Raw genomic sequence first — 20,586 nt, 5'->3', positions numbered from 1 at the left:
TCGAGGCCTCAGTGCAGGCCGAATTCGCGCAGCAACTCCTCACGGTGGCGCACGAAGCGGCTTTCGCTGCGATCACGGGGGCGCGGCAGGTCGACGGTGATCAGACGCGCCGCGCCGCCTTTCTCCTTGGGCAGGATCAGCACTCTGTCGGCGAGATAGATCGCCTCCTCCAGATCGTGGGTGACCATGACCATGGTGACGTTTTCCTCGCTCCAGATGCGCGCCAGTTCCTCCTGCATGGAGATCTTGGTCATGGCGTCGAGGGCGCCGAGCGGCTCATCGAGCAGCAGAATTTCGGGCTGCACCGTCAGCGCCCGGGCGATGCCGACGCGTTGCGCCATGCCGCCCGAAAGCTGCCGCGGGTAGGCATCGCTGAACTCGGCAAGACCGACCAGCGCTATGTAGAAGCGCGCCCTCCGCTCGGCCTGCACCTTGGGCACGCCGCGAACTTCGAGGCCGAAGGCGACGTTGCCAAGCACGCTCAGCCAGGGCAGCAAGCGCGGTTCCTGGAAGATCACCGCCCGCTCCGCGCCGACGCCTTTTATTTGCTTGCCATCGATCGCAACGGCGCCTTCGTCGGCGGTTTCCAACCCGGCAAGGATGCGCAGCAATGTCGTCTTGCCCGATCCGCTGGCGCCGACAATGACCAGACACTCGCCGGAGCGGATGTCGAGATTGAGCGAACGCAGCACGGCGAGCGAGCGCCCGCCGAGTGCAAAGGACTTCGACAGGTCGCGGATCGTGACCTCGCCGCGTGCTGTGGCCATGCTGGGTGCCTCCTTGCTCAATTGGTCTTGCTTTCGCCTGGCCGGTAGAGGATGTCGGCAGCCTTGAGTTTGCCTCTCGGCAGGCGGCCGTCGCGCTCGAGCACAGCCACCCAGAAGTCGATGTCGCGGTCGGTCGCCACCGCCTTTTCGCGCAGACCGAAACCCGTCCAGTAGCGCGCCAGTTCGCCGTTCTCGCCGCGTTTGTCGAGGATTTCGGCCAGCACCTTGCGGGCCTCGTCGGGATTCTGCCGCGACCAGTCGGCCGCACGCGCGGACTGTTCGACGAAGTTCTTGGCGGCGTCGCGATTGGCGGCGATGAAATCCCGCCGCAGCACGATGAAGCCGCCCGCGATCTCGCCCAGCACGTCGGCGTCGTTGAACACGCCGCGCACACCGCCATTGGCCACCAGGGCACCGGCGAAAGTCGCCTGCCAGTAGCCGAGCCCGGCGACATCGACCTGATGCGAGCGCAACGTCTGCTCGAGTTGCGGCCCGGGCACCACGACGAGCTTGGCGGCGTCCGGCGGCAGGCCGACGCTGTGCAGCGCTTCACGCACCGCGTAGTCGAGATGGGCGCCGAGCGTGTTGACCGAGATCGTCTTGCCGGCGACGTCCGCGATCGACCTGATCGGGCTGTCCTCCAGCACATAGAAAACACTTTTGACCTGGCTGTTGATGCCGTCGCTCGGATAGGCGGCGACGAAGTCGTTGCCGCCGGCGATCGAGTTGATCACGGCCGGCGTGGCGGCCGAACCCAGGTCGACGCTGCCGGAGGCGAGCGCAAACAGCGATTCCGGGCCGCCGCCGGCATAGCCGACATTCTCGAGCTCGATGCCGAGGCCCTTGAAGTAGCCGAGTTGGTCGGCAAGCTCATGCGGCGAGATGCTGCCGCGGCTGGCGAGATAGCGTATCTTGACGGAAGCGGCCTGCGAGCGCGCGATCGATGGTAGCCCGACGGCGATGATGCCGGCGGCAAGAGGGGCGCGCAGAAGCAGCGAGCGGCGTGTGATGGTCATGATCCGGCCTTTCACTTTTCAAAAATGACGATGATGGGGGCGGCTGTTCAGCCGGCGGAACTGCTCCAGCGGCAAAGCCGCCGCTGCAGGCTGACCAGCACCTGGTTCGCGATCAGGCCGAGCGCGGCCAGGATGACGATCGACGCGAACATCAGCGGGATCTGGAAATTGTACTGCGCGTTCATCACCTGGAAGCCGATGCCTTTGTTGGCGCCGATCATTTCCGAGGCAATCAGCAGCAGCAGCGCGGTGGTCGCGCCGAGCCTCAACCCGACGAAGATCGAAGGCACGGCGCCCGGCAGCACGACGCGCCGGAATATGGTCAGCCGCCGGGCGCCGTAGACGCGCGCCATTTCGAGCAGCTTCGGATCGACCTCCTTGACGCCGCTGATCGTGTTGAGCAGCAGCGGAAACAGCGTCGCCCAGAAGATGACGAACACTTTGGAGGCCTCACCCAGACCCAGGAGCAGGATGAAGACGGGATAGAGCGCCAGTGCCGAGGTCTGCCGGAACAGTTGCAGGATCGGATCGAGCGCCGTCTCGACGCTGCGGGTCTGACCCATGACGAGGCCGAGCGGGATGGCGACCGTAGCCGCCGCGGCGAAGGCGAGGCCGGCGCGCTGCAGGCTGATGGCGATGTCGCCGAGCAGGCTGCCCCCGGCGAGGCCCTTCCAGAGCGCTACGACGATCATGTCGATCGGCGGCAATACCGCGGCATTGACCCAGCCGCCACTCGCCGCCGCCTGCCAGAGCGCCAGGAACCCCAAAAGCACGCCATAGCGCGACAGCAGACGCGTGAGGGTTCGGCCAGCCAGGCTCAGAATATCGGCGCCGAGCCCGTTGCCGTTTTCATGCGCGCCGATGCCGGTCGGCCGTTCAATGTGCTGCAAAGTCATCGTCATGCCTTTCGCTTCAACGCATCATTCGGCGGCGAGCACGGTCGAACGGGCAACCGTCCAGGGGTTCTGCGGCCGCTTGAGGCCAAGATTCTCGCGCAGCGTCCTGCCCTCGTAAGCAGTACGAAACAGGCCGCGCCGCTGTAATTCGGGGACCACCAGGTCGACGAAATCGTCCAGCGCGCCGGGCAGCCATGGCGGCAGGATGTTGAACCCGTCGGCGGCTTCGTTGCTGAACCATTCCTCCAGTTGGTCCGCGACCTGGGTGGCGCTGCCGATCACGGTGTAGTGGCCTCGTGCGGTCGCGACCCATTGATAGAGCTGGCGGATGGAGAAGTTGTGCTCGTCGGCGATCTGGCGGATCAGCGCCTGGCGGCTCTTCATGCCTTCGGTTTCGCGGCTCGGCGGCAGCGGTCCGTCGAGCGGATAGCCCCTGAGATCGAGCGTTTGTCCGGCAAGCCCGTTGAGCAGTGCGACGCCGTCCTCGGGCAGGATCAGGTCGTTCAATTGCTGATACTTGGTTCGCGCCTCTTCTTCGGTGCGGCCGACAAAGGGCGCCACGCCGGGCATGATCAGCACCTGTTCGGGATCTCGGCCGGCCGCCGCCACGCGGGCCTTGATGTCGCGATAGAATTCCTGCGCGGAGGCAAGGTTCTGATGCGCGGTGAAGATGACCTCGGCCGAGGCCGCCGCGAGCTTGCGCCCATCCTCGGACTGGCCCGCCTGCACGACCACGGGGTGGCCCTGCACCGGGCGGGGCACATTGAGCGGCCCTTTGACACTGAAATGCTCACCCTTGTGGTCGATGTCGTGAAGCTTGTCCTTGTCGTAGAAGCGGCCCGTTTTCTTGTCGCGGATAAAGGCGTCGTCCTCCCAGCTGTCCCACAGCGCCTTGACCGTCTCGACATGCTCATGCGCTCGTGCGTAGCGCTCGGCATGGTTGGGCTGGATGTCGCGGTTGAAGTTGCGCGCCGTGTCGTCGCCCGCCGAGGTGACGACGTTCCAGCCGGCCCGGCCATTCGACAAGAGGTCGAGCGAGGCGAATTTTCGGGCAAGCGTGTAGGGCTCCTCATAGGTGGTCGATGCCGTGGCGATGAATCCGAGATGCGTCGTCAGCGGCGCCAGCGCCGCAAACAACGTCACCGGTTCGAAGCCCGCGATCTTGGCGTTGCCGCCTTCGCGGGCGCCAAGCCCGACCGTCAGGTTGTCGGCGAGGAAATAGGCATCGAACAGGCCGCGTTCGGCAGTCAGCGCGAGCTGCTTGTGAAACTCGAAATTGGTCGCGCCGTCGGCCGGAGCGTCGGGATGGCGCCAGGCGGCGACATGCTGGCCGCCACCGGGTAGAAAGGCGCCGAGCTTGATCTGTCTTGATTTGATGGTCATGGCTGGGTCCCTTTGTTCGAAAACCATTTGGAGTTCAGGCGGCGAGGCCGACGCTGCGTGCCGTCCCGACGACGCGGGAAACCTCGGCAACCGCCTGCCGGGCGCGGGCATGGATGGCCTCCGACACCAGGACGCCGTCGGCGAAATCCCTGTCCGATGCGTAGATCGCGGTCGGCACGGTCAGCGCCTCGAAAAAACCGAACAGCGGCCGCAGCTGATGTTCGACGATCAGCGAGTGGCGTTCGCCGCCCCCCGTCGCGGCAAGGATGACCGGTTTTCCGCGCAGCGACGACGGATCGAGCAGATCGAACAAATGCTTGAAGAGCCCGGTATAGCTGCCTTTGAAGGTCGGCGACCCCGCGACCAGCACGTCGGCGCCGACCAGTTGTTCGATGATGGCGCGGGCCGCAGGATCGAGATCGCCGAGGCGCCTTGCCGCCGGCAGCGACGGACCGAGATTTTCAATGTCGTATATAGCCGAGGTCGCCCCGATGCGGTTCGCCGCCTCGCCGGCGATATGGCTGATAAAGGCCTTGGTCTTCGATGGGCGGGTCAGGTTGCCGGATATTCCCACCACCAGCTTGTTCGTCATCGGGCTCTCCTCGCGGTCCTTATTCATTAAGACTACCGATTTTGTAGAATTAAATGAGCGAGAAGATTTCAAAACTGGCGGAATAGAGAGATTGAGTTTGCGCCGCGGCGCCCTTCAGTGGTTCGGCAGATGCGCGGTTTCGGCCAAGGGCGTCGCCATTCTCGGACGCCAGGCCGACGAGCGACAGATCCAGGTCGACCCGACCGCCGCCGCAAGCTGCCCGTCCACTGCAACGCCCGAATGAGACCCCGACCGAACGCTCGGGCATGACGCTGGCCGAACTCGATGCCTGAACCGAGAGATCCAGGCGCTGTGCGCGGCGTTGACGAGCGATCGTTGGCCACACCCGCGCCTGGCAGCCGTTCCGACGGTGAATTGTGCGGGGCGAGGATCAAATCGACGACCCGCCGTGCGGGTCGGCGGGACCTGAGCCAAGACTGATCAGGCGGATTTCAGCACGGTGAATGGGCGCTTGACGGTCCGTTTAACCTGGAAACTCCCGGCCGGAGCGGGACGGCCGACATGAAAACCCTGGACCTTGTCGATGCCGAATTCGCGCATGAGAGCCATCTGCTCGTCCGTTTCCACCCCTTCGACCAGGATTTTGTGGCCGCGGTTTCGGACCAGGGCGACAATGTCCTGGAGCATTGCCTTGCCGTTCGGGGTGGCGCAGTCGTGAAGGAAGGAGCGGTCGATCTTCACCGTATCGAAATCGATCAGGCGAAGCCACGAGAGGCCAGCGAAGCCGGTGCCGAAATCATCAAGCCAGATCTTGATCCCCAGCAGCTTCAGGTCGCTGATGCAGCGAAGAATGTCCGAATGCATCTCCATCTCCAGCCCCTCGGTGATCTCGAAGGCCAGCCTGTTGCCGGTGACGCCGGTCTCGCCCAGGATGGTCGCGACCGACGCCGCGAAGCCGGGCGTCTTGAGCTGGATCGGAGAGACGTTGACGCTGACCACGCGCACATGATCGTGCGCCAGGAGCTCGGCGCAAACAGTCCTGATGGCCCAGCGCCCGAGTTCCAGGATGGCGCCGGTTCGCTCCGCTACGGGAATGAACAGGCTCGGCGGAACCGATGTGCCGTCCAGCATTTTGAGGCGCATCAGGGCCTCCACCGCTTCAACCCGGTCCGTCGCGACATCCTGGATAGGTTGATAAACGAGTGAAACGAGATCCTGGCCGATCGCGATCTTCAGCAAAGCCGCAATATTCTCGCTCTCGTCGCTGCTCTGGGGATCGGTTGGGTCGAACAGCCGGGCACAGTTTCGACCGCCTGCCTTTGCCAGATAGAGTGCGCGATCGGCCTCGTGGATGATCTTCTCCAGCTTGGCACCGGTCTGCGTCCTGGTGAATGCAGCGCCAACGCTTACCGTCACAACCGAGATACCGTCGCGCCGCAATTCGTGGGTAAGCGCCAGGTTCTCGACGGTGCGGCAAATGGCTTCCGCGATATCTATGATCTGATCCTTGTTCTCCATGCGGGCCAGGACGATGAATTCTTCACCGCCGTAGCGGCCGATCGAGCCATTGTATTCCCTGATCATATCCCGGAGGGCATTGGCGACATGGATAAGGCAACGGTCGCCTTCCTGGTGGCCGTAGCAGTCATTGAACTTCTTGAAGAAGTCCACGTCGATGAGCATCGCCACGAAACTGGTACCGACCCTTTGCCACTCCCCCCAGTAGTCCCTGAGCTTTTCATCGATCGCCCGTCGATTCTCCAGACCCGTAAGCGGATCGGTCCGCGACAGCCGCAGCAGGGCCTTGCCGCGTTCGGTGGCTTCCCTGTGCTGGATTTTGGCTTCCAGCGCGTTCAGGAAGACGTTGTAACGCTCCTCGTTCAGCTTCCAGTTCACATAGGACGTGAATGTGAAACACGAAACGTAGAAGGCGCCAAATACCATCTTGTATGTTACCGTGGCAGGCACAAAGTAATTCACGGCATACAAGACACACATGATGATGGTTGATGTCACGATCGATAGATTGAAACTGAATGTAAAGAATAGATTTGCACTCATCATGAAAATGGTGCCGAATACCATATAGTAGGCGACGCTTTCCTTGTCCGCGCTCATAAAGGCCGGGAACAACCAGCCGATGTAGCCGAAAATGATGGCCCCGGCGCAAGTCACGTCGAGCCATTCCGTGGCCACTCCCCGGCGAAGTTGCGCCTCCAGGATCGACAGCGCGGTCACGCCGACGGCGAAGCGCGCCATGATCGTATAGGCCGCCGCGTCCGGGATCAGCAGCAGATCCGTTGCCGAAAACAGGAGATAGATGGCCACGGCGATCCAAAGCCCAGGCCGGGCTTCCAGTCTTCGCTTCGCCTGGGCTTCCCTCCGGTAAAGGACGCGGAGCTCGTCGGACCCCGGCTCGTAGCGGGCTTCGTACGGCTCTACATGCGCCATGTCGGCCAGTCTGGATGACACGCGTTCGCTCTCGACAAATCCTGGTTGAAGGGGATTTTGCGTTCCAAGTTCTTTTTTGGCTTCTGCCCCCACGCGGGCCAACTCCCTGGACGCGACGGCGACTGCGCACCTCACACGACAATGCAACGGCGCGAAACAAATTTCGGTTAATTCGGGCCGGGAATCCAATGCGGCGGGTTTTAACGCGCGAACATGGTTGGCGGGAAATTAAGCATACCGTTAAAATGCGTTCGGGACGACATTGGCAAATCGAGCATTGTACGCAATAAGTTAACTGACTGTTAACTATGGAGTGCTCGAGTGCAAAGTGTCTTTGATGGCAAAAGCCTGATTACTGCCGAGATGATTGCCGGCAGTTTTCCTCGAAGAAAGCCCGAGCATCACGGCGAGGCGTTCGAAACCGCCCGCGCGGAACTCGCGCTCATTCTCCACGCGACACACCAGCAGGTCGAGGAAGAGAAAGACCCTGCCGAGATCGTTCGTCGCCTGCTGTCCTATCTCAACGCCCTGCGGGCCAAGGTTCACCCCGACGTTTGGCAGTCGTTGATACCGGTGGCGCAAAACCATCCGATCCTTGACTACTTTCTCCAGGACCCGCTCACCCGGTGGTCATTCACCAAGCCCAGGGGCTATTCCGGCGACGCGCAGTTGCTTGACTACATCTATTGTGATCCGCACGTGGCCGAAAGCGTGGCCGGTGCCTCGGACACAGGGAAGGCACTTTACAGCCATACCAAGGACGTACCGTCCTGCGTGGCGGCGCGGGAACGGCGCGATCTCTTGACCCGGTATGTCGACGAGACGGCGGACAAGAGCGGACCGCAAGCCGAGGTCCTGGCGATCGCCGCCGGTCATCTGCGCGAGGCCAATCGTTCGACCGCCTTGGCTGAGGGCCGCCTCAAGCGTTGGGTTGCGCTCGATCAGGATCCCCAGAGCGTTGGATTGATCGCGCGAGACTTCCAGGGCACCGCGGTCGAGGCCGTCGACGGCTCGGTGCGGACCGTGCTCACCAGGGGCCACAAGCTGGGCAAGTTCGACCTCATCTACGCCTCCGGCCTTTACGACTACCTCCAGCACAACGTCGCCGTGAAACTCACGAAGACTTGCCTGCAGATGCTCAAGCCGAACGGCAGGTTCCTTTTTGCCAACTACGCCGAGGGCAATCCCGACGCCGGCTATCGGGAAACGTTCATGGACTGGGTGCTGCTGCTGCGCTCCGAGGCCGACATGTGGAACATCATCAATGCCAGCGTCGACCGCAACACCGTCGAGGCGCAGGTGTTCTTTGGCGAAAACCGCAACGTGCTGTATGGCGTCATCGAAAAGCGCGGATAGGGCAATTCCAGGAAAAATGTGCAGCGGTTTTCCCGGAGAAAGTGCGTAGCGCCTTCCCGGGCAATTGCCTAAGACAAAGAACTGGAGCGGGTCGGCGATCCTATCGACGCTGAACCGCTCCAGTGACAACCTTGGACCGGCGCCGGCGTGAAGCCTCGAGCGCTTTCGGCCGGGCGAGGCGTCCCGTCCTGGACCGTTGCCTTTGGATGACTGCCTTTGGCTTGCACCTCCGGCCGCCTTCCGCTATAGAGCCGCCACCCGCGTAGACACCCTTGGAGGCAACGCGGCGGAAGGCCGCCTCACCCGGCGGCTTTCGACGTTTACGGTCCAGGCCCATTGCCAACCGCAAACGCTCCAGAACAACGCGAAAGGAAGTGCCATGAGCCACGATACTTACGAGCTCAAGGCCGAAGCGCGCGAACAGGTCGGTAAGGGGTCCGCCCGTGCAGTTCGCCGCAACGGTAAAGTGCCTGCAGTAATTTACGGTGACAAGCAGCCTCCCCTGGCGATCGCTCTCACCTACAAGGACATCTACTACAAGATCCACGGCGGCGGGTTCCTGACCACGATCGCCACGATCGATGTCGACGGCAAGAAGATCCAGGTCCTGCCGAAGGACTTCCAACTCGACCCCGTCAAGGATTTCCCTGTCCATGTCGACTTCTTGCGCATCGGCAAGGACACCGAGGTCAATGTCGACGTGCCTGTCCACTTCATCAACGAGGACAAGTCGCCCGGCATCAAGCGCGGCGGCGTGCTCAACATCGTGCGTCACGAGGTCGAGTTCCACTGCCCGGCCAATGCGATCCCGGAATTCATTACCGTCGATCTCACCGGCGCCGACATAGGCGATTCGATCCATATCTCGTCGGTCAAGCTGCCGGCCGGCGTCAAGCCCGTCATCTCCGACCGCGACTTCACCATCGCGACCGTCGCCGGTTCGTCGGCGATGAAGCCGGAGACGGAAGAGACGGTCGAGGCTGCACCTGAGGCGGCTCCCGCCGCCGAAGAGAAGTAACTTTTTCACGCCCGGAGCTGACGATGCCGCTTGTCTTTGCAGGCCTCGGCAATCCGGGCGCGAAATATGCCGCCAACCGGCACAATGTCGGCTTCATGGCGGTGGACGCGATCGCCCGCCGCCACTCCTTTTCGCCCTGGTCTAAGAAATTCCAGGGATTGATCGCCGAGGGCACGCTCGGCGGTGAAAAGATCATCCTGATCAAGCCGCAGACCTTCATGAACCTGTCCGGCCAGTCGGTCGGCGAAGCGCTGCGCTTCTACAAGCTCGGCCCCGGGGCGCTGACCGTCTTCTACGACGAGATCGACCTTGCCGAAGGTAAGCTGCGCATCAAGACCGGCGGCGGCGCCGGCGGCCACAACGGCATCCGCTCGATCGACGGCCATGTCGGCAACGCGTATCGGCGTGTGCGCATCGGTGTCGGCCATCCCGGCGTCAAGGAGATGGTGCAGCATCATGTACTCGGCGATTTCGGCAAGACCGACCGCGACTGGCTGGACCCGCTGCTCGACGCGGTCGCCGACAACGCGGCGATGATCGTCAAGGGCGACGAATCCGGCTTCATGAACAAGGCCGCCCTCGCCCTTCAGGGCAAGGCCGGCGTGGAACCGGAAAAGCCGGCGCCCAAGCAGCAAAGCCACATCCGCCAGGCACGGCCGCAACAGGCGCCCGCCAAGCTGCCGGAGAGCGGCCCGATGGCCGCCATGCTGAAGAAGCTGTTCGGCAACAAGGACTGAGCTCGGGTCCATACGGCGTTACAGGGCTTGACGTTCATCACCCCTATCGCCCATAGCCCTCACCAAATCTCAAATTCCCGATAGGACCGGACAAAATGGGTTTCAAATGCGGCATCGTTGGCTTGCCCAATGTCGGCAAGTCGACGCTTTTCAACGCGCTGACGAGGACGGCCGCCGCGCAGGCCGCCAACTACCCGTTCTGCACCATCGAACCGAACACCGGCGAGGTGGCGGTGCCCGATCCGCGCCTGCAGAAGATCGCCGCGATCGGCAAGTCGAAGGAGATCATCCCGACCCGCATCTCCTTTGTCGACATCGCCGGCCTGGTGCGCGGCGCCTCGAAGGGCGAAGGCCTGGGCAACCAGTTCCTCGCCAACATCCGCGAGGTCGATGCCATCGTGCATGTGCTGCGCTGCTTCGAGGATGACGACATCACCCATGTCGAGGGCCGCATCGACCCGGTCGCCGACGCCGAGACGGTCGAGACCGAGCTGATGCTCGCCGACCTCGAGAGCCTCGAACGCCGCATCGCGCAATTCCGCAAGCGCGCGTCCGGCAAGGACAAGGAAGCCTTGACCGTGCTGCCGATGATGGAGGCAGCGCTTGAGCTTCTGCAGGCAGGCAAGCCGACCCGCATCCTGCTCAACGGCATCTCGGCGGAAGACCTGCGCATTCTGCAAGGCTTGAACCTTCTGACCTCGCATCCCGTGCTCTACGTCTGCAACGTCGCCGAGGCTGACGCGGCCACCGGCAACGAGCACACCAGGGCCGTGGAGCAGATGGCCGCCGCGCAGGGCGCACGCACCGTCGTTATTTCGGCCGCGATCGAAGCCGAGGTTGCGCAGCTCTCCGACGAGGAAGAGATGGAATTCCTGTCCTCGCTCGGCCTCGACGAGCCCGGCCTGAACAAGGTGATCCGCGCCGGCTACGAATTGTTGCAGCTCATCACCTATTTCACCGTCGGGCCGAAGGAGACGCGCGCCTGGACTGTGCACAAGGGCGCCAAGGCGCCGCAGGCCGCCGGCGTCATCCACACCGATTTCGAGCGCGGCTTCATCCGCGCCCAGACCATCGCCTACAATGATTTCGTCACGCTGGGCGGCGAAGTAGCGGCCAAGGAAGCCGGCAAGGCGCGCGACGAAGGCAAGGAGTATGTCGTCCAGGACGGCGACATCATGCTGTTCAAGTTTAATACGTGATCCTTCGGTCATCTCCGCAGGGACCACAGACCGGAGCGTGAACAGACCAGGCCGGGTCGCATTCCCGACAGGGTAAGGCCGTGCACGGGCTGCCCTCGCTAGGCCTTTCCGCTATTGGCTCAGTGAACGCGGAAGGGGACCATATGAAAAGGACCATCCCGACCCTGATCGGTTTCTCGGCCATTCTGACCTGGTCGTTCCTCGCGCTGCTTTCGACCGCCGCGGGGCCGATCCCGCCCTTTCAATTGGCGGCAATGACGTTTCTGCTGGGAGGCTCAGTCGGGGCGGCCAGCTGGATTGTCCGCCCGTCGGCGCTCAAGTCGCTGCGGCAGCCATGGCAGGTCTGGGCAATCGGCACGGCAGGGCTGTGCATCTATCACTGCGCGTACTTTTTCGCCATCCAGTCCGCCCCGCCGGTCGAGGTGAGCCTGATTGCTTATCTCTGGCCATTGCTGATCGTCGTCTTCGCCGCTTTCCTGCCGGGAGAGCGGCTGAGGTCTCACCACATAGCCGGTGTGATGCTCGGCCTGGCGGGTGCCATCGTCGTCATCACCAAAGGCGGCAGCGTGGGCCTTGCCGACGGCGTGAAGCCGGGCCACGTCATTGCCCTGTTCTGCGCCTTCGTCTGGTCCGGTTATTCCGTCCTGTCGCGCCGTTTCGGCCAGGTGCCGACCGATGTGGTGGCGGTGTACTGCCTGATCACCGCGGCCGTCGCCTTCACTCTCCATCTCGCGCTCGAGATCACGGTCTGGCCGCAGACGATGACGCAATGGAGCGCTGTCGTCATTCTAGGCGTGATACCGCTCGGCGCCGGCTTCTACGCATGGGACTATGGCTGCAAGTATGGAGACATCATGATCCTGGGCGCGCTTTCCTATGCCGCGCCGCTGTTCTCGGTGATCGTGCTGCTGCTGGCCGGATTCGGCGTCTTCCACTGGTCTGTTGCGCTCGCTTGCGTCCTGATCACGGTCGGCGCGGTGATCGCCGCCAAGGACATGTTGCTGAAGGCGCAAAAACAACCTCTTGCCGAGGAACCATCGCGCGCATAGCCCGATCTGCGACTGCTACGTGGCTACTGCCCGGCCACCGTCCTTCCGCTCACCCACACCGTGGCGATGTTGGCGCGTGCCGCGTTGAGCACGATCTTCTGGAAGACATCGTCGAGCGTGTCGTCCGCCATGCTGACATGAATGTTCGAGGCCTTCGCCGTCGTGTCGATCAGCAGCGCGTCGAATTCATGGCCGACGCGAAAGCTGCCCGTCGGCAGGTCGAGCGCTTCGGCACCGCCGGCGGTGGCCAGCCAGAACGCCTCCTGATGCGTGATCGGCGCGCCGGGCGCGCCGCGCTGCGCTGCGTCCAGGCCGGCATGGACACCGCTCTGCAGCGTCCTCGAGGCTGACAGCGCATGCCGGCAGCCGTCGAAGAGCGACGGGCTGTAGCCGCCGGAAATGTCCGTCCCGAGCCCGACATGCATGTGCCGGTCAAGCGCGTCGCGCAGCGGAAACACCGCATTGGCGAAATAGAAATTGGACAGCGGGCAATGCGCGACGCCAGCCCCCTTCCCCTTGATGAGGTCCATATCCTGCCCGTCGATGAAGTTTGAATGCGCCAGAATGGTGTGGCGCGTCAGCAGGCCGAAACCGTCGAAGCTTGCCGCGTCGGTGCGGCCGAAGCGCGTCTCGACGAATTCTTTCGCCCAATCGCTCTCCGAGCAATGCGTCTGCACGTGGCAGCCGAACTCGGAAGCGAGTTCGCCCAGGCCTTGCAGCGCCGCATCCGTGCAGCTTGGGATGAAGCGCGGCGTGATCACCGGCCGGACCAGCGGTCTTTCGCCGGTATCCAACGATCTGACCGCCTCGATGAAGCGTCTGGTGTTGGAAATGGCGCTTGCCGCGTCGGCATCGCGATAGAAAGACGGGCACTGCTCGGGATCGTCCATCGCCACCTTGCCGACCAAAGCGCGCTGGCCCTTTTCGAGGCATATCTCGGCAAGCGCCAAGCTGGCCTCGACATGGACGGTGGCAAAATAGAGCGCCGTGGTGGTGCCGTTGGCGAGAAGATTGTTGACCAGGTCGGCATAGACCTCGCGGGCGTAGCCGGTGTCGGCATAGCGCGCCTCGAGCGGAAACGTATATTTTTGCAGCCAGACCTCGAGCGGCACGTCCAGTGCCTTGCCCATTTGCGGCCATTGCGGCGCGTGGATGTGCAGGTCGATCAGGCCGGGCACCAGGAACTGGCCTTCGCCGAGCTCCACTAGGCTGCCCGCCTGGCGGGCATCGCTCTTCCTCGCCGCGTATTCGGGATGGCCGGGTGCGAGAATCTCCGCGATCCGTCCCTGTGCATCGATGCTGAACAGATGGTCCTTCAGCACCTCCAGCCGGCCGCGCCCCGGCGTGTGGAAGGCGGTGCCAAGCAGCGTGAAGGCCTCTCTTGTCATGGATCGCTCCGGTTGCGCTGGCGCGTGTGGCCGTTATTGCATGGCGCGCAAGAAAACAGTTGGCAAACCTTTGCGCCGCTGTCCTTTGGCGCCGACTGATCCCATGATCGGCCGGGAAATTCCAGAGGGGCATCATGGAACGCACTGCACCGGAAATCACTTTGATTGCTCAGCCGGACGATCCGCTGCCACTGGGCAAGGCCGCCCTGCTCGGCCTCCAGCACGTGCTGGCGATGGATGTTTACATCGTGCCGTTCATCATCGCATCGGTCCTGGCCTTCAGCGCGGGCGATGCCGGCGCCTTCATCCAGTCGGCCTTCGTCGCGGCGGGCATCGCCACCCTGATCCAGTCGCAGCTTCTGATGCGCCTGCCGGTGGTGCAGGGGCCGTCTTTTGTGCCGATCGGCGCGGTGCTGGCTATCGCCTTCGGCGCCGGCGGCGGCATTGCCGGTCTTTCCGCGGTGATCGGAGCGCTCATTCCCGGCGCCATACTGGTCATGCTGCTCGGTTCGCCCACGGGAATCTTCCATCGCTTGGTGGACCGCTTTGTTCCGCCCATCGTCGGCGGCGCCATCATCATCGTCGTCGGCATCGCGCTGATGCCGGTCGCACTCCGCGAAAGCGTGTTCGCGGTCCACGGCACGGCCACCGTCGGCGGCAATATCATCCTTGCCTTTGTTGCGGCGGCGGTGCTCGTCGGCTGCATGCTGACCGGCATGGCACTCGGCGCAAAGGGCGCCTGGCTGCGCCTGCTCTCCGTAATCATCGCACTTGTGGCCGGCTGCGTGGCCGCCGCCTCCATGAGCCAACTCAACATGGGAGCGGTCTCCGAGGCGACCTGGTTTTCGATGCCGCGCATCGCCTTCCTCAATCTTGACGTGACGTTCTCGCTCTCGGCGACGCTCACGATGCTCATCGTCTATATCGTGGTCCTCGCCGAAACCACCGGCACCTGGTTCGCGGTCGGCGCCGTCATCGACAAGCCCCTGTCGAACGAACAGCTCGACAGGGGCGCCACCGGCGAAGGCCTCGGCTGCCTGGTCAGCGCACTGCTTTGCAGCACCCCGGTCACCGGCTATTCGTCGAATGCCGGCATCATCGCCATCACCGGCATCGCCAGCCGCGCCGCCTTCGCCGCGGCAGGCATCTTCCTGGTCCTGTTCGGACTGGTCGGCAAACTGTCGGCGGTCATCGCCTCGATCCCGGGCCCGGTCATCGGCGGCGTGTTCGGCGTGCTCTGCGTCGTCATCGCCATGAACGGGTTCCGCGTCGTGCGCGGCACGCCGCTGACGGAAAGGAACATGCTGGTCGTCGGCCTGCCGATCCTGATGGCCCTGTTTGCTACGCTTGCGCCGCCGGATTTCGTCAAGACGCTTCCCGATATCGTGCAGTACATTCTGGGCTCGTCCATCGCCTTTGGCGCCGTCTGGGCCATCGTGCTGCACCAGATCCTGCCGAGCGCCCGATAGGGGCATTCGCAGGCCGGCCCCCGCGGGTCCGGCCTGCTCTCCTCGATAAGCCCGAAGCGCGGTCGATGACCCGACCCGTCGAAGCTTTCATGCTGCCGGCTGCTCGACGAATTTTTCTGAGCGCCCCTGGTGTCGGCCCCAAGTCCGGCTTGTCTTGATTTTGTCATGCCGCAAGTCTAAGCGGCGGGCACAGGCTCGGCGCACGAAGGCTAGTGCGATCCGATACGACGCAGCAATCCGAACGCGCTTTCCGGCAAGGAGATCTGGCGATGATCAAGGCTTTCGTCGTGGACAATGATCGCCTGCGTCTCACGGACGATCTCCTGGCCAATGGCGACAAGGTCGTCTGGGCCGATCTCTTCAATCCGACCAAGGACGAAGAGGCTACAATCGAGAATTGGCTCGGCATCGCCATTCCGACCCGCGAGGAGATGGAGGAGATCGAGATTTCCAGCCGCCTCTATATCGAGGACGGCGCCTACTTCATGACCGCCACCTTGCCCGCCCAGACCGACGTCGACGATCCCCTGATCTCGCCGGTCACCTTCGCGCTCGCCGGCAATAGGCTGGTCACCGTGCGCTATCACGAACCGAAAGCGTTCAAGACCTTCCCTTTGCGCGCCGAGAAGGTGGCGACCGGCTGCACCAGCGGCGACACCATCCTGATCGGCCTGCTGGAAGCGATCGTCGACCGGCTCGCCGACATCCTCGAGCGCGCCGGCCGCGACGTCGAAGCGATCTCGCGCGACATTTTCGAGGCGCGATCGACCAAGGTGTCGAAGCGCAACCGTGATTTCCAGGAACTCTTGAAGGGCATCGGCCGCAAGGAGGACATCGCTTCCTCCGTGCGCGACAGCCTGATCTCCTTGCAGCGGCTGGCCGGCTTCCTCGCCCATGTCGCGACCCAGGCCAAGATGAGCAAGGACGTCCGCGCCCGCATCAAGACCTTGTCGCGCGACGTGCTTTCTCTTGCCGACCACGCCACCTTCCTGTCGCAGAAGATCTCCTTCCTGCTCGACGCCACGCTCGGCATGATCTCGATCGAGCAGAACGCCATCATCAAGATCTTCTCGGTCGCCGCCGTCATCTTCCTGCCGCCAACGCTGGTCGCCTCGATCTACGGCATGAATTTCGACGTTATCCCCGAGCTCAAATGGGAGCTCGGCTATCCGTTCGCGATCGCCATGATGGTTCTGTCGGCGATCCTGCCCTTCTGGTATTTCCGCCGCCGCGGCTGGTTATGACGCAACGGCCGGCCGGGCGCCCGCGGCTGGCTCACCAGAAAGGGCTTGACCAAACGCCGTCCGGCCTGCATCCGGGTTGCCGATCCATGTGGATCGCGCGTTCGGCAACCGGATTCCACGCCATGACTGGAAAGACATGGGCCTATGAGGACTTCGTCGAAGGAGCCTCGTTCGACCTCGGCACCAAACAGGTGAGCGCGGCCGAGATCATCGAGTTCGCCAGCGAATTCGATGCCCAGCCGATGCATCTCGACGAGGAGGCCGGCAAGGCAAGCATCCTGGGCGGCCTCTCGGCCTCGGGCTGGCATACCTGCGCCATGTTCATGCGCATGCTATGCGATGCCTTCCTGCTGGACTCGACCTGCCAGGGCGCGCCCGGCGTCGATCAGGTCAAATGGAAGAAGCCGGTGCTGGCCGGCGACACGCTCAAGGGCAGCCTCGTCGTCCTGGCCAAGCGTCCTTCGAAATCGAAGCCGCAGCTCGGCTTCGTGACCATGCGCAGCGAGCTGGTCAACCAACGCGGCGAAAGCGTCTTCGAGCTCGAGAATTCCGTCATGTTCCTCACGCGCAATGCCGCGGGGAGCCTTGCATGATGCTGGACGAATTCTTCCGCGTCGGCACCACCGTCACGCTGGGCTCTCATACGTTCGAAGCCGAGGCGATCAAGGCCTTCGCCCGCAAATACGACCCCCAGGTCTTCCACGTCGATGAGGATGCCGCGAAGAAGAGCGTGCTGGGCGGGCTGTGTGCGTCCGGCTGGCATACCGCCGCCACCTGGATGAAACTCAACCTCGAAACCCGCATGGACGCCGAGTGGAGCGGCCCTGGCCCGACGCCCGAATTTGGCCCCTCGCCCGGCTTCAAGAACCTGAAATGGCTGAAGCCGGTCTATGCCGGGCAGACCGTGACCTTCACCCGCACCGCCCTTTCCCACCGCCCGATCGCCTCACGTCCGGGCTGGCGGGTGCTGACCTTGCGCTCGGAAGCCTTCGATTCGACCGGCGACAAGGTACTGGAGTTCGAAAGCGCCGTGCTGGTCAAGGTGGAGTAATGGCGCCTCTTCCTTCTCCCAGGGAGAGAAGGAGGAACTGCTCTCTCAATGCCCCTCGAACCCGATCAGCGTCCGCACTGGCACGCCGAGCGCTTCCAGCTTGGCGCGGCCGCCGAGATCCGGCAGGTCGATGACGAAGCAGGCGGCAAGGATATCGGCGCCGATCTGGCGCAGGAGATTCACCGCCGCCTCCGCCGTGCCGCCGGTGGCGATCAGATCGTCGACCAGGATCACTTTCTCGCCCGGCGACACGCCGTCCTTGTGCATCTCCATCTCGTCCAGCCCGTATTCCAGGCTGTAGGCGACGCGCACTGTCTCATAAGGCAGCTTGCCTTTCTTGCGGATCGGCACGAAACCGGCGGAGAGCTGATGGGCGACGGCGCCGCCGAGGATGAAGCCGCGCGCTTCGATACCGGCGATCTTGTCGATCTTCTCGCCGGCATAGGGATGCACCAGCTCATCGATTGCGCGGCGGAAAGCGCGCGCATTGCCAAGCAGCGTGGTGATGTCGCGGAACAATATGCCGGGCTTGGGATAGTCCGGAATGGTGCGGATGGCCGCCAGCAGCGTGTCTTCGAGCGAAGGTTTCATGAGGCGGCTCCGGGTGGTCCAGTTTCGGCGGAAAGGCGTGAAATGGCGCAGCGCCAAATCCTAACCCGGCGCGACCTACAACGGCTAGCGCGATGTGGCGGCCGAGACAAGCGCATCCGGCGAAAGGAGCATATAGGTCCAAGGGCTTGCCTCTGCCTGCGCTGCGATCTTTCGCATCGAAGCAATGGCCATCTACCGAAAACGCAAATTCCGGCGGGTCAACTGTTCGATCGAGCTGCACCCCATCAGCTTCATGCCGCGTTCGATCTCGATGCGCATCTGTTCGAGTGCGCGTTCGACGCCAGGCTGGCCCGCCGCCGCTAGCGGAAACAGATAGTAGCGTCCGACGCCGACGGCCTTGGCGCCGAGCGACAGCGCCTTGAGCACATGCGTGCCGCGCTGCACGCCGCCATCCATGATGACGTCGATCTGGTCGCCGACCGCATCGACGATCTCGGCGAGCTGGTCGAAAGCCGCGCGCGAACCGTCCAGCTGCCGGCCGCCATGGTTCGACAGCACGATGCCCTTGCAGCCGATCTCGACGGCGCGCCTGGCATCCTCCACCGACATGACGCCCTTGAGGCAGAACGGTCCCGGCCAAAGCCTCACCATCTCGGCGACGTCGTCCCACGTCATCGACGGATCGAGCATTTCGGTAAAGTAGCGGCTGATCGACATCGTGCCGCCGCCCATGTCGACATGCTCGTCCAGCTGCGGCAGCTTGAACGCCTCATGCGTGAAATAGTTGATCGCCCAGGCAGGCTTCATCGCGAACTGCGCCATTCCCGCCATGTTGAGCTTGAAGGGAATCGCAAAACCGGTGCGCTTGTCACGCTCGCGGTTCCCCCCGGTGATGCTGTCGACGGTCAGCATCATCACTTCGACGCCGATCTCCCGTGCCCGCTGCATCATCGCCCGGTTGAGGCCGCGATCGCGATGGAAGTAGAACTGATAGACCTGCGGGCCGCTGCTGATTTTTCGGACTTCCTCGAGGCTGACCGTGCCGAGCGAGGAAACGCCGAACATGGTGCCGTATTTTGCAGCGGCCCTGGCGACCGCCCGTTCGCCCTGATGGTGGAACAGCCGCTGGAGGGCGGTCGGCGAACAGTAGAACGGCATTGCCAGCTTCTGGCCCATGACGGTCACCGACATGTCGACCTCGCTCACCCCGCGCAGCACGTTGGGAACGAGATCGCAGGTCTCGAAGCTCTCGGTGTTGCGTCGGTAGGTGACCTCGTCGTCCGCCGCGCCGTCGATGTAGTTGAAGATCGGGCCCGGCAGTCGCCGCTGCGCCATGCGGCGGAAATCGGAGAAGTTGTGGCAGTCGCTGAGCCGCATCATGGAACCCCAAACGCCCTATAGGCGGCAAAGCTTTCGCCGCCGTCGGGGCGTCGAATAGCAATCGCCTGCCGCGCTGCCAACCGGCTTGTTCGACAACAAAGCGATCACCTCACGCGCCAGCCTCTTCGGCAAGCAAAAAGGGCGCTTCGCGGGCGCCCTTTTCTTAATCTCCGGCCGCGCGGCTTAGTGCGCGACGGCTTCCCAAACCTTGCGCTTGGTCATGTAGACCAGTGCGCCGAACAGGAGCAGGAACACCAGCACCCGGAAGCCGGTTTTCTTACGGGCTTCCATATGCGGCTCAGCCGCCCACGCCAGGAAAGCGGCGACGTCGCGGGAGTACTGGTCGACGGTCTGCGGCGCGCCGTCGTCATAAGTCACCTGGCCGTCGGAAAGCGGCTTGGGCATCTTCAGCGACACGCCGGACATGAAGTACGGATTGTAGTGCGTGCCTTCCGGGATGACCATTCCAGCCGGAGGCGTCTGGTCGTAGCCGGTCAGCAGCGAGTGGATGTAGTCGGGGCCGCCGGCATCATACTGGGTGAAGATGTCGAAGACGAACTGCGGAAAGCCGCGCTCCACGCCGCGCGCCTTGGCCAGCAGCGACATGTCGGGCGGGGCTGCGCCGCCATTCGAGGCTGCCGCGGCTTCCTCATTGGCGAACGGCGCCGGGAAATGGTCGGACGGCTTGCCGGGACGGTCGAACATGTCACCGGCGTCGTTGGGGCCGTCATGGATGGTGTACTCGGCCGCCAGCGTCTTGATCTGTGCGTCGGAATAGCCGAGGTCCGAAAGCGTACGGAATGCCACCAGGTTCATCGAATGGCAGGCCGAGCAGACTTCCTTGTAGACCTTGAGGCCGCGCTGCAGCTGCGCCTTGTCATAGGTGCCGAACGGGCCGGTGAAGCTCCAGTCCATTTCCTTCGGTTCGTTGATCGGGAAATGCGTCGGCGCCGCCGCGTTGTGCGCCTCTTCGGCCGCGGTCGCCCAGGTGCCCGTAGCCCCAAGGCCGGCGGCCACAAGGCCGATCAGCGCAAGCGAGGTGAGAATCTTTTTCATGCCAAATCCCCTTAGATTCTC

20 protein-coding genes are annotated in these 20,586 nt (G+C 63.4%); 10 read left to right on the top strand and 10 right to left on the bottom strand.

The genetic code is table 11. From position 1 onward, the window contains the following. Positions 1 to 8 precede the first annotated feature (8 nt). Genes FJ946_RS26140 through msuE form a run of 5 tightly spaced genes read right to left on the bottom strand, consistent with a single transcriptional unit; the run spans position 9 to position 4,654 of the window. Positions 9 to 767 (bottom strand): ABC transporter ATP-binding protein, encoded by a 759-nt coding sequence (locus FJ946_RS26140; protein ID WP_140496020.1) that lies wholly within the window; start codon positions 765 to 767, stop codon positions 9 to 11. A gap of 17 nt (positions 768 to 784) precedes the next feature. Then, positions 785 to 1,783 carry an ABC transporter substrate-binding protein gene (locus FJ946_RS26135; protein WP_140567068.1) on the bottom strand — a complete coding sequence of 333 codons (999 nt, stop codon included), beginning with the start codon at positions 1,781 to 1,783 and terminating at the stop codon, positions 785 to 787. Between the two features lie 47 nt (positions 1,784 to 1,830). Next, on the bottom strand, positions 1,831 to 2,679 hold the full coding sequence (locus FJ946_RS26130) for an ABC transporter permease (RefSeq protein WP_140496422.1): 849 nt from the start codon (positions 2,677 to 2,679) through the stop codon (positions 1,831 to 1,833). A gap of 24 nt (positions 2,680 to 2,703) precedes the next feature. Next, a complete protein-coding gene (locus tag FJ946_RS26125) occupies positions 2,704 to 4,062 on the bottom strand; it encodes an LLM class flavin-dependent oxidoreductase (protein ID WP_140496022.1) in 1,359 nt (452 codons plus the stop codon). 34 nt (positions 4,063 to 4,096) lie between these two features. Beyond that, entirely contained in the window at positions 4,097 to 4,654 is a 558-nt protein-coding gene (gene msuE, locus FJ946_RS26120; protein WP_140524906.1) for an FMN reductase, read from the bottom strand. Between the two features lie 91 nt (positions 4,655 to 4,745). Here msuE and FJ946_RS30875 point away from each other — a divergent pair, with 91 nt between their 5' ends. Then, positions 4,746 to 4,898 (top strand): hypothetical protein, encoded by a 153-nt coding sequence (locus FJ946_RS30875; protein ID WP_181167704.1) that lies wholly within the window; start codon positions 4,746 to 4,748, stop codon positions 4,896 to 4,898. Positions 4,899 to 5,095: 197 nt separating this feature from the next. On the opposite strand, the gene FJ946_RS26115 is transcribed toward FJ946_RS30875, so the two are convergent. Continuing rightward, positions 5,096 to 7,066, bottom strand: coding sequence for an EAL domain-containing protein (locus FJ946_RS26115; RefSeq protein WP_140567170.1), 1,971 nt, complete (start codon positions 7,064 to 7,066; stop codon positions 5,096 to 5,098). 321 nt (positions 7,067 to 7,387) lie between these two features. Here FJ946_RS26115 and FJ946_RS26110 point away from each other — a divergent pair, with 321 nt between their 5' ends. The 5 genes from FJ946_RS26110 (at position 7,388) to FJ946_RS26090 (ending at position 12,425) form a co-directional block, all read left to right on the top strand. Next, entirely contained in the window at positions 7,388 to 8,422 is a 1,035-nt protein-coding gene (locus FJ946_RS26110) for a class I SAM-dependent methyltransferase (protein ID WP_140567070.1), read from the top strand. A gap of 379 nt (positions 8,423 to 8,801) precedes the next feature. After that, the gene (locus FJ946_RS26105) at positions 8,802 to 9,440 is read left to right on the top strand and encodes a 50S ribosomal protein L25/general stress protein Ctc (protein ID WP_140496025.1); all 639 of its coding nucleotides are present in this window, start codon (positions 8,802 to 8,804) and stop codon (positions 9,438 to 9,440) included. A 23-nt stretch (positions 9,441 to 9,463) separates the two neighbouring features. Next, positions 9,464 to 10,177: an aminoacyl-tRNA hydrolase gene (pth, locus tag FJ946_RS26100; protein ID WP_140496026.1), complete on the top strand. Its 714-nt coding sequence runs from the start codon at positions 9,464 to 9,466 to the stop codon at positions 10,175 to 10,177. Between the two features lie 95 nt (positions 10,178 to 10,272). After that, complete coding sequence (ychF, locus tag FJ946_RS26095) at positions 10,273 to 11,376, top strand: redox-regulated ATPase YchF (RefSeq protein ID WP_140496027.1); 1,104 nt, start codon at positions 10,273 to 10,275, stop codon at positions 11,374 to 11,376. A 143-nt stretch (positions 11,377 to 11,519) separates the two neighbouring features. Further along, positions 11,520 to 12,425 (top strand): EamA family transporter, encoded by a 906-nt coding sequence (locus FJ946_RS26090; RefSeq protein WP_140567073.1) that lies wholly within the window; start codon positions 11,520 to 11,522, stop codon positions 12,423 to 12,425. Between the two features lie 23 nt (positions 12,426 to 12,448). On the opposite strand, the gene guaD is transcribed toward FJ946_RS26090, so the two are convergent. Beyond that, a complete protein-coding gene (gene guaD / locus FJ946_RS26085) occupies positions 12,449 to 13,813 on the bottom strand; it encodes a guanine deaminase (protein ID WP_140567075.1) in 1,365 nt (454 codons plus the stop codon). 134 nt (positions 13,814 to 13,947) lie between these two features. Here guaD and FJ946_RS26080 point away from each other — a divergent pair, with 134 nt between their 5' ends. The 4 genes from FJ946_RS26080 to FJ946_RS26065 all read left to right on the top strand — a co-directional run bounded on the left by FJ946_RS26080 (position 13,948) and on the right by FJ946_RS26065 (position 17,577). After that, the gene (locus FJ946_RS26080) at positions 13,948 to 15,282 is read left to right on the top strand and encodes a solute carrier family 23 protein (protein WP_140567078.1); all 1,335 of its coding nucleotides are present in this window, start codon (positions 13,948 to 13,950) and stop codon (positions 15,280 to 15,282) included. 269 nt (positions 15,283 to 15,551) lie between these two features. After that, positions 15,552 to 16,526, top strand: a complete 975-nt coding sequence (gene corA, locus FJ946_RS26075) for a magnesium/cobalt transporter CorA (protein WP_140516906.1) — start codon at positions 15,552 to 15,554, stop codon at positions 16,524 to 16,526. A gap of 122 nt (positions 16,527 to 16,648) precedes the next feature. Next, positions 16,649 to 17,119, top strand: a complete 471-nt coding sequence (locus tag FJ946_RS26070) for a MaoC family dehydratase (RefSeq protein WP_140496031.1) — start codon at positions 16,649 to 16,651, stop codon at positions 17,117 to 17,119. Continuing rightward, positions 17,116 to 17,577: a MaoC family dehydratase gene (locus tag FJ946_RS26065; RefSeq protein WP_140567081.1), complete on the top strand. Its 462-nt coding sequence runs from the start codon at positions 17,116 to 17,118 to the stop codon at positions 17,575 to 17,577. Before FJ946_RS26070 ends, FJ946_RS26065 begins: the two co-directional genes overlap by 4 nt. Before the next feature lie 45 nt (positions 17,578 to 17,622). Here FJ946_RS26065 and FJ946_RS26060 read toward each other — a convergent pair whose 3' ends face one another. The 3 genes from FJ946_RS26060 to FJ946_RS26050 form a co-directional block, all read right to left on the bottom strand. Beyond that, on the bottom strand, positions 17,623 to 18,168 hold the full coding sequence (locus FJ946_RS26060) for an adenine phosphoribosyltransferase (RefSeq protein WP_140496033.1): 546 nt from the start codon (positions 18,166 to 18,168) through the stop codon (positions 17,623 to 17,625). Positions 18,169 to 18,360: 192 nt separating this feature from the next. Continuing rightward, positions 18,361 to 19,506 carry an alpha-hydroxy acid oxidase gene (locus tag FJ946_RS26055; RefSeq protein WP_140567173.1) on the bottom strand — a complete coding sequence of 382 codons (1,146 nt, stop codon included), beginning with the start codon at positions 19,504 to 19,506 and terminating at the stop codon, positions 18,361 to 18,363. A 186-nt stretch (positions 19,507 to 19,692) separates the two neighbouring features. After that, complete coding sequence (locus tag FJ946_RS26050; protein WP_140524913.1) at positions 19,693 to 20,565, bottom strand: cytochrome c1; 873 nt, start codon at positions 20,563 to 20,565, stop codon at positions 19,693 to 19,695. Between the last annotated feature and the right edge of the window lie 21 nt (positions 20,566 to 20,586).

The sequence above is a fragment of the Mesorhizobium sp. B2-4-7 genome (genome assembly GCF_006442685.1).
Classification (GTDB): Bacteria; Pseudomonadota; Alphaproteobacteria; order Rhizobiales; family Rhizobiaceae; genus Mesorhizobium.
This window is presented reverse-complemented; position numbering and strand designations above follow the sequence as displayed.

Bases quoted from the DNA above. Each gene is read 5' to 3' on its own strand.
- FJ946_RS26140 (WP_140496020.1), bottom strand. From the start codon at position 767: ATGGCCACAGCACGCGGCGAGGTCACGATCCGCGACCTGTCGAAGTCC.
- FJ946_RS26135 (WP_140567068.1), bottom strand. From the start codon at position 1,783: ATGACCATCACACGCCGCTCGCTGCTTCTGCGCGCCCCTCTTGCCGCC.
- FJ946_RS26130 (WP_140496422.1), bottom strand. From the start codon at position 2,679: ATGACTTTGCAGCACATTGAACGGCCGACCGGCATCGGCGCGCATGAA.
- FJ946_RS26125 (WP_140496022.1), bottom strand. From the start codon at position 4,062: ATGACCATCAAATCAAGACAGATCAAGCTCGGCGCCTTTCTACCCGGT.
- msuE (WP_140524906.1), bottom strand. From the start codon at position 4,654: ATGACGAACAAGCTGGTGGTGGGAATATCCGGCAACCTGACCCGCCCA.
- FJ946_RS26115 (WP_140567170.1), bottom strand. From the start codon at position 7,066: ATGGCGCATGTAGAGCCGTACGAAGCCCGCTACGAGCCGGGGTCCGAC.
- FJ946_RS26105 (WP_140496025.1), top strand. From the start codon at position 8,802: ATGAGCCACGATACTTACGAGCTCAAGGCCGAAGCGCGCGAACAGGTC.
- pth (WP_140496026.1), top strand. From the start codon at position 9,464: ATGCCGCTTGTCTTTGCAGGCCTCGGCAATCCGGGCGCGAAATATGCC.
- ychF (WP_140496027.1), top strand. From the start codon at position 10,273: ATGGGTTTCAAATGCGGCATCGTTGGCTTGCCCAATGTCGGCAAGTCG.
- FJ946_RS26090 (WP_140567073.1), top strand. From the start codon at position 11,520: ATGAAAAGGACCATCCCGACCCTGATCGGTTTCTCGGCCATTCTGACC.
- guaD (WP_140567075.1), bottom strand. From the start codon at position 13,813: ATGACAAGAGAGGCCTTCACGCTGCTTGGCACCGCCTTCCACACGCCG.
- FJ946_RS26080 (WP_140567078.1), top strand. From the start codon at position 13,948: ATGGAACGCACTGCACCGGAAATCACTTTGATTGCTCAGCCGGACGAT.
- corA (WP_140516906.1), top strand. From the start codon at position 15,552: ATGATCAAGGCTTTCGTCGTGGACAATGATCGCCTGCGTCTCACGGAC.
- FJ946_RS26070 (WP_140496031.1), top strand. From the start codon at position 16,649: ATGACTGGAAAGACATGGGCCTATGAGGACTTCGTCGAAGGAGCCTCG.
- FJ946_RS26065 (WP_140567081.1), top strand. From the start codon at position 17,116: ATGATGCTGGACGAATTCTTCCGCGTCGGCACCACCGTCACGCTGGGC.
- FJ946_RS26060 (WP_140496033.1), bottom strand. From the start codon at position 18,168: ATGAAACCTTCGCTCGAAGACACGCTGCTGGCGGCCATCCGCACCATT.
- FJ946_RS26055 (WP_140567173.1), bottom strand. From the start codon at position 19,506: ATGCGGCTCAGCGACTGCCACAACTTCTCCGATTTCCGCCGCATGGCG.
- FJ946_RS26050 (WP_140524913.1), bottom strand. From the start codon at position 20,565: ATGAAAAAGATTCTCACCTCGCTTGCGCTGATCGGCCTTGTGGCCGCC.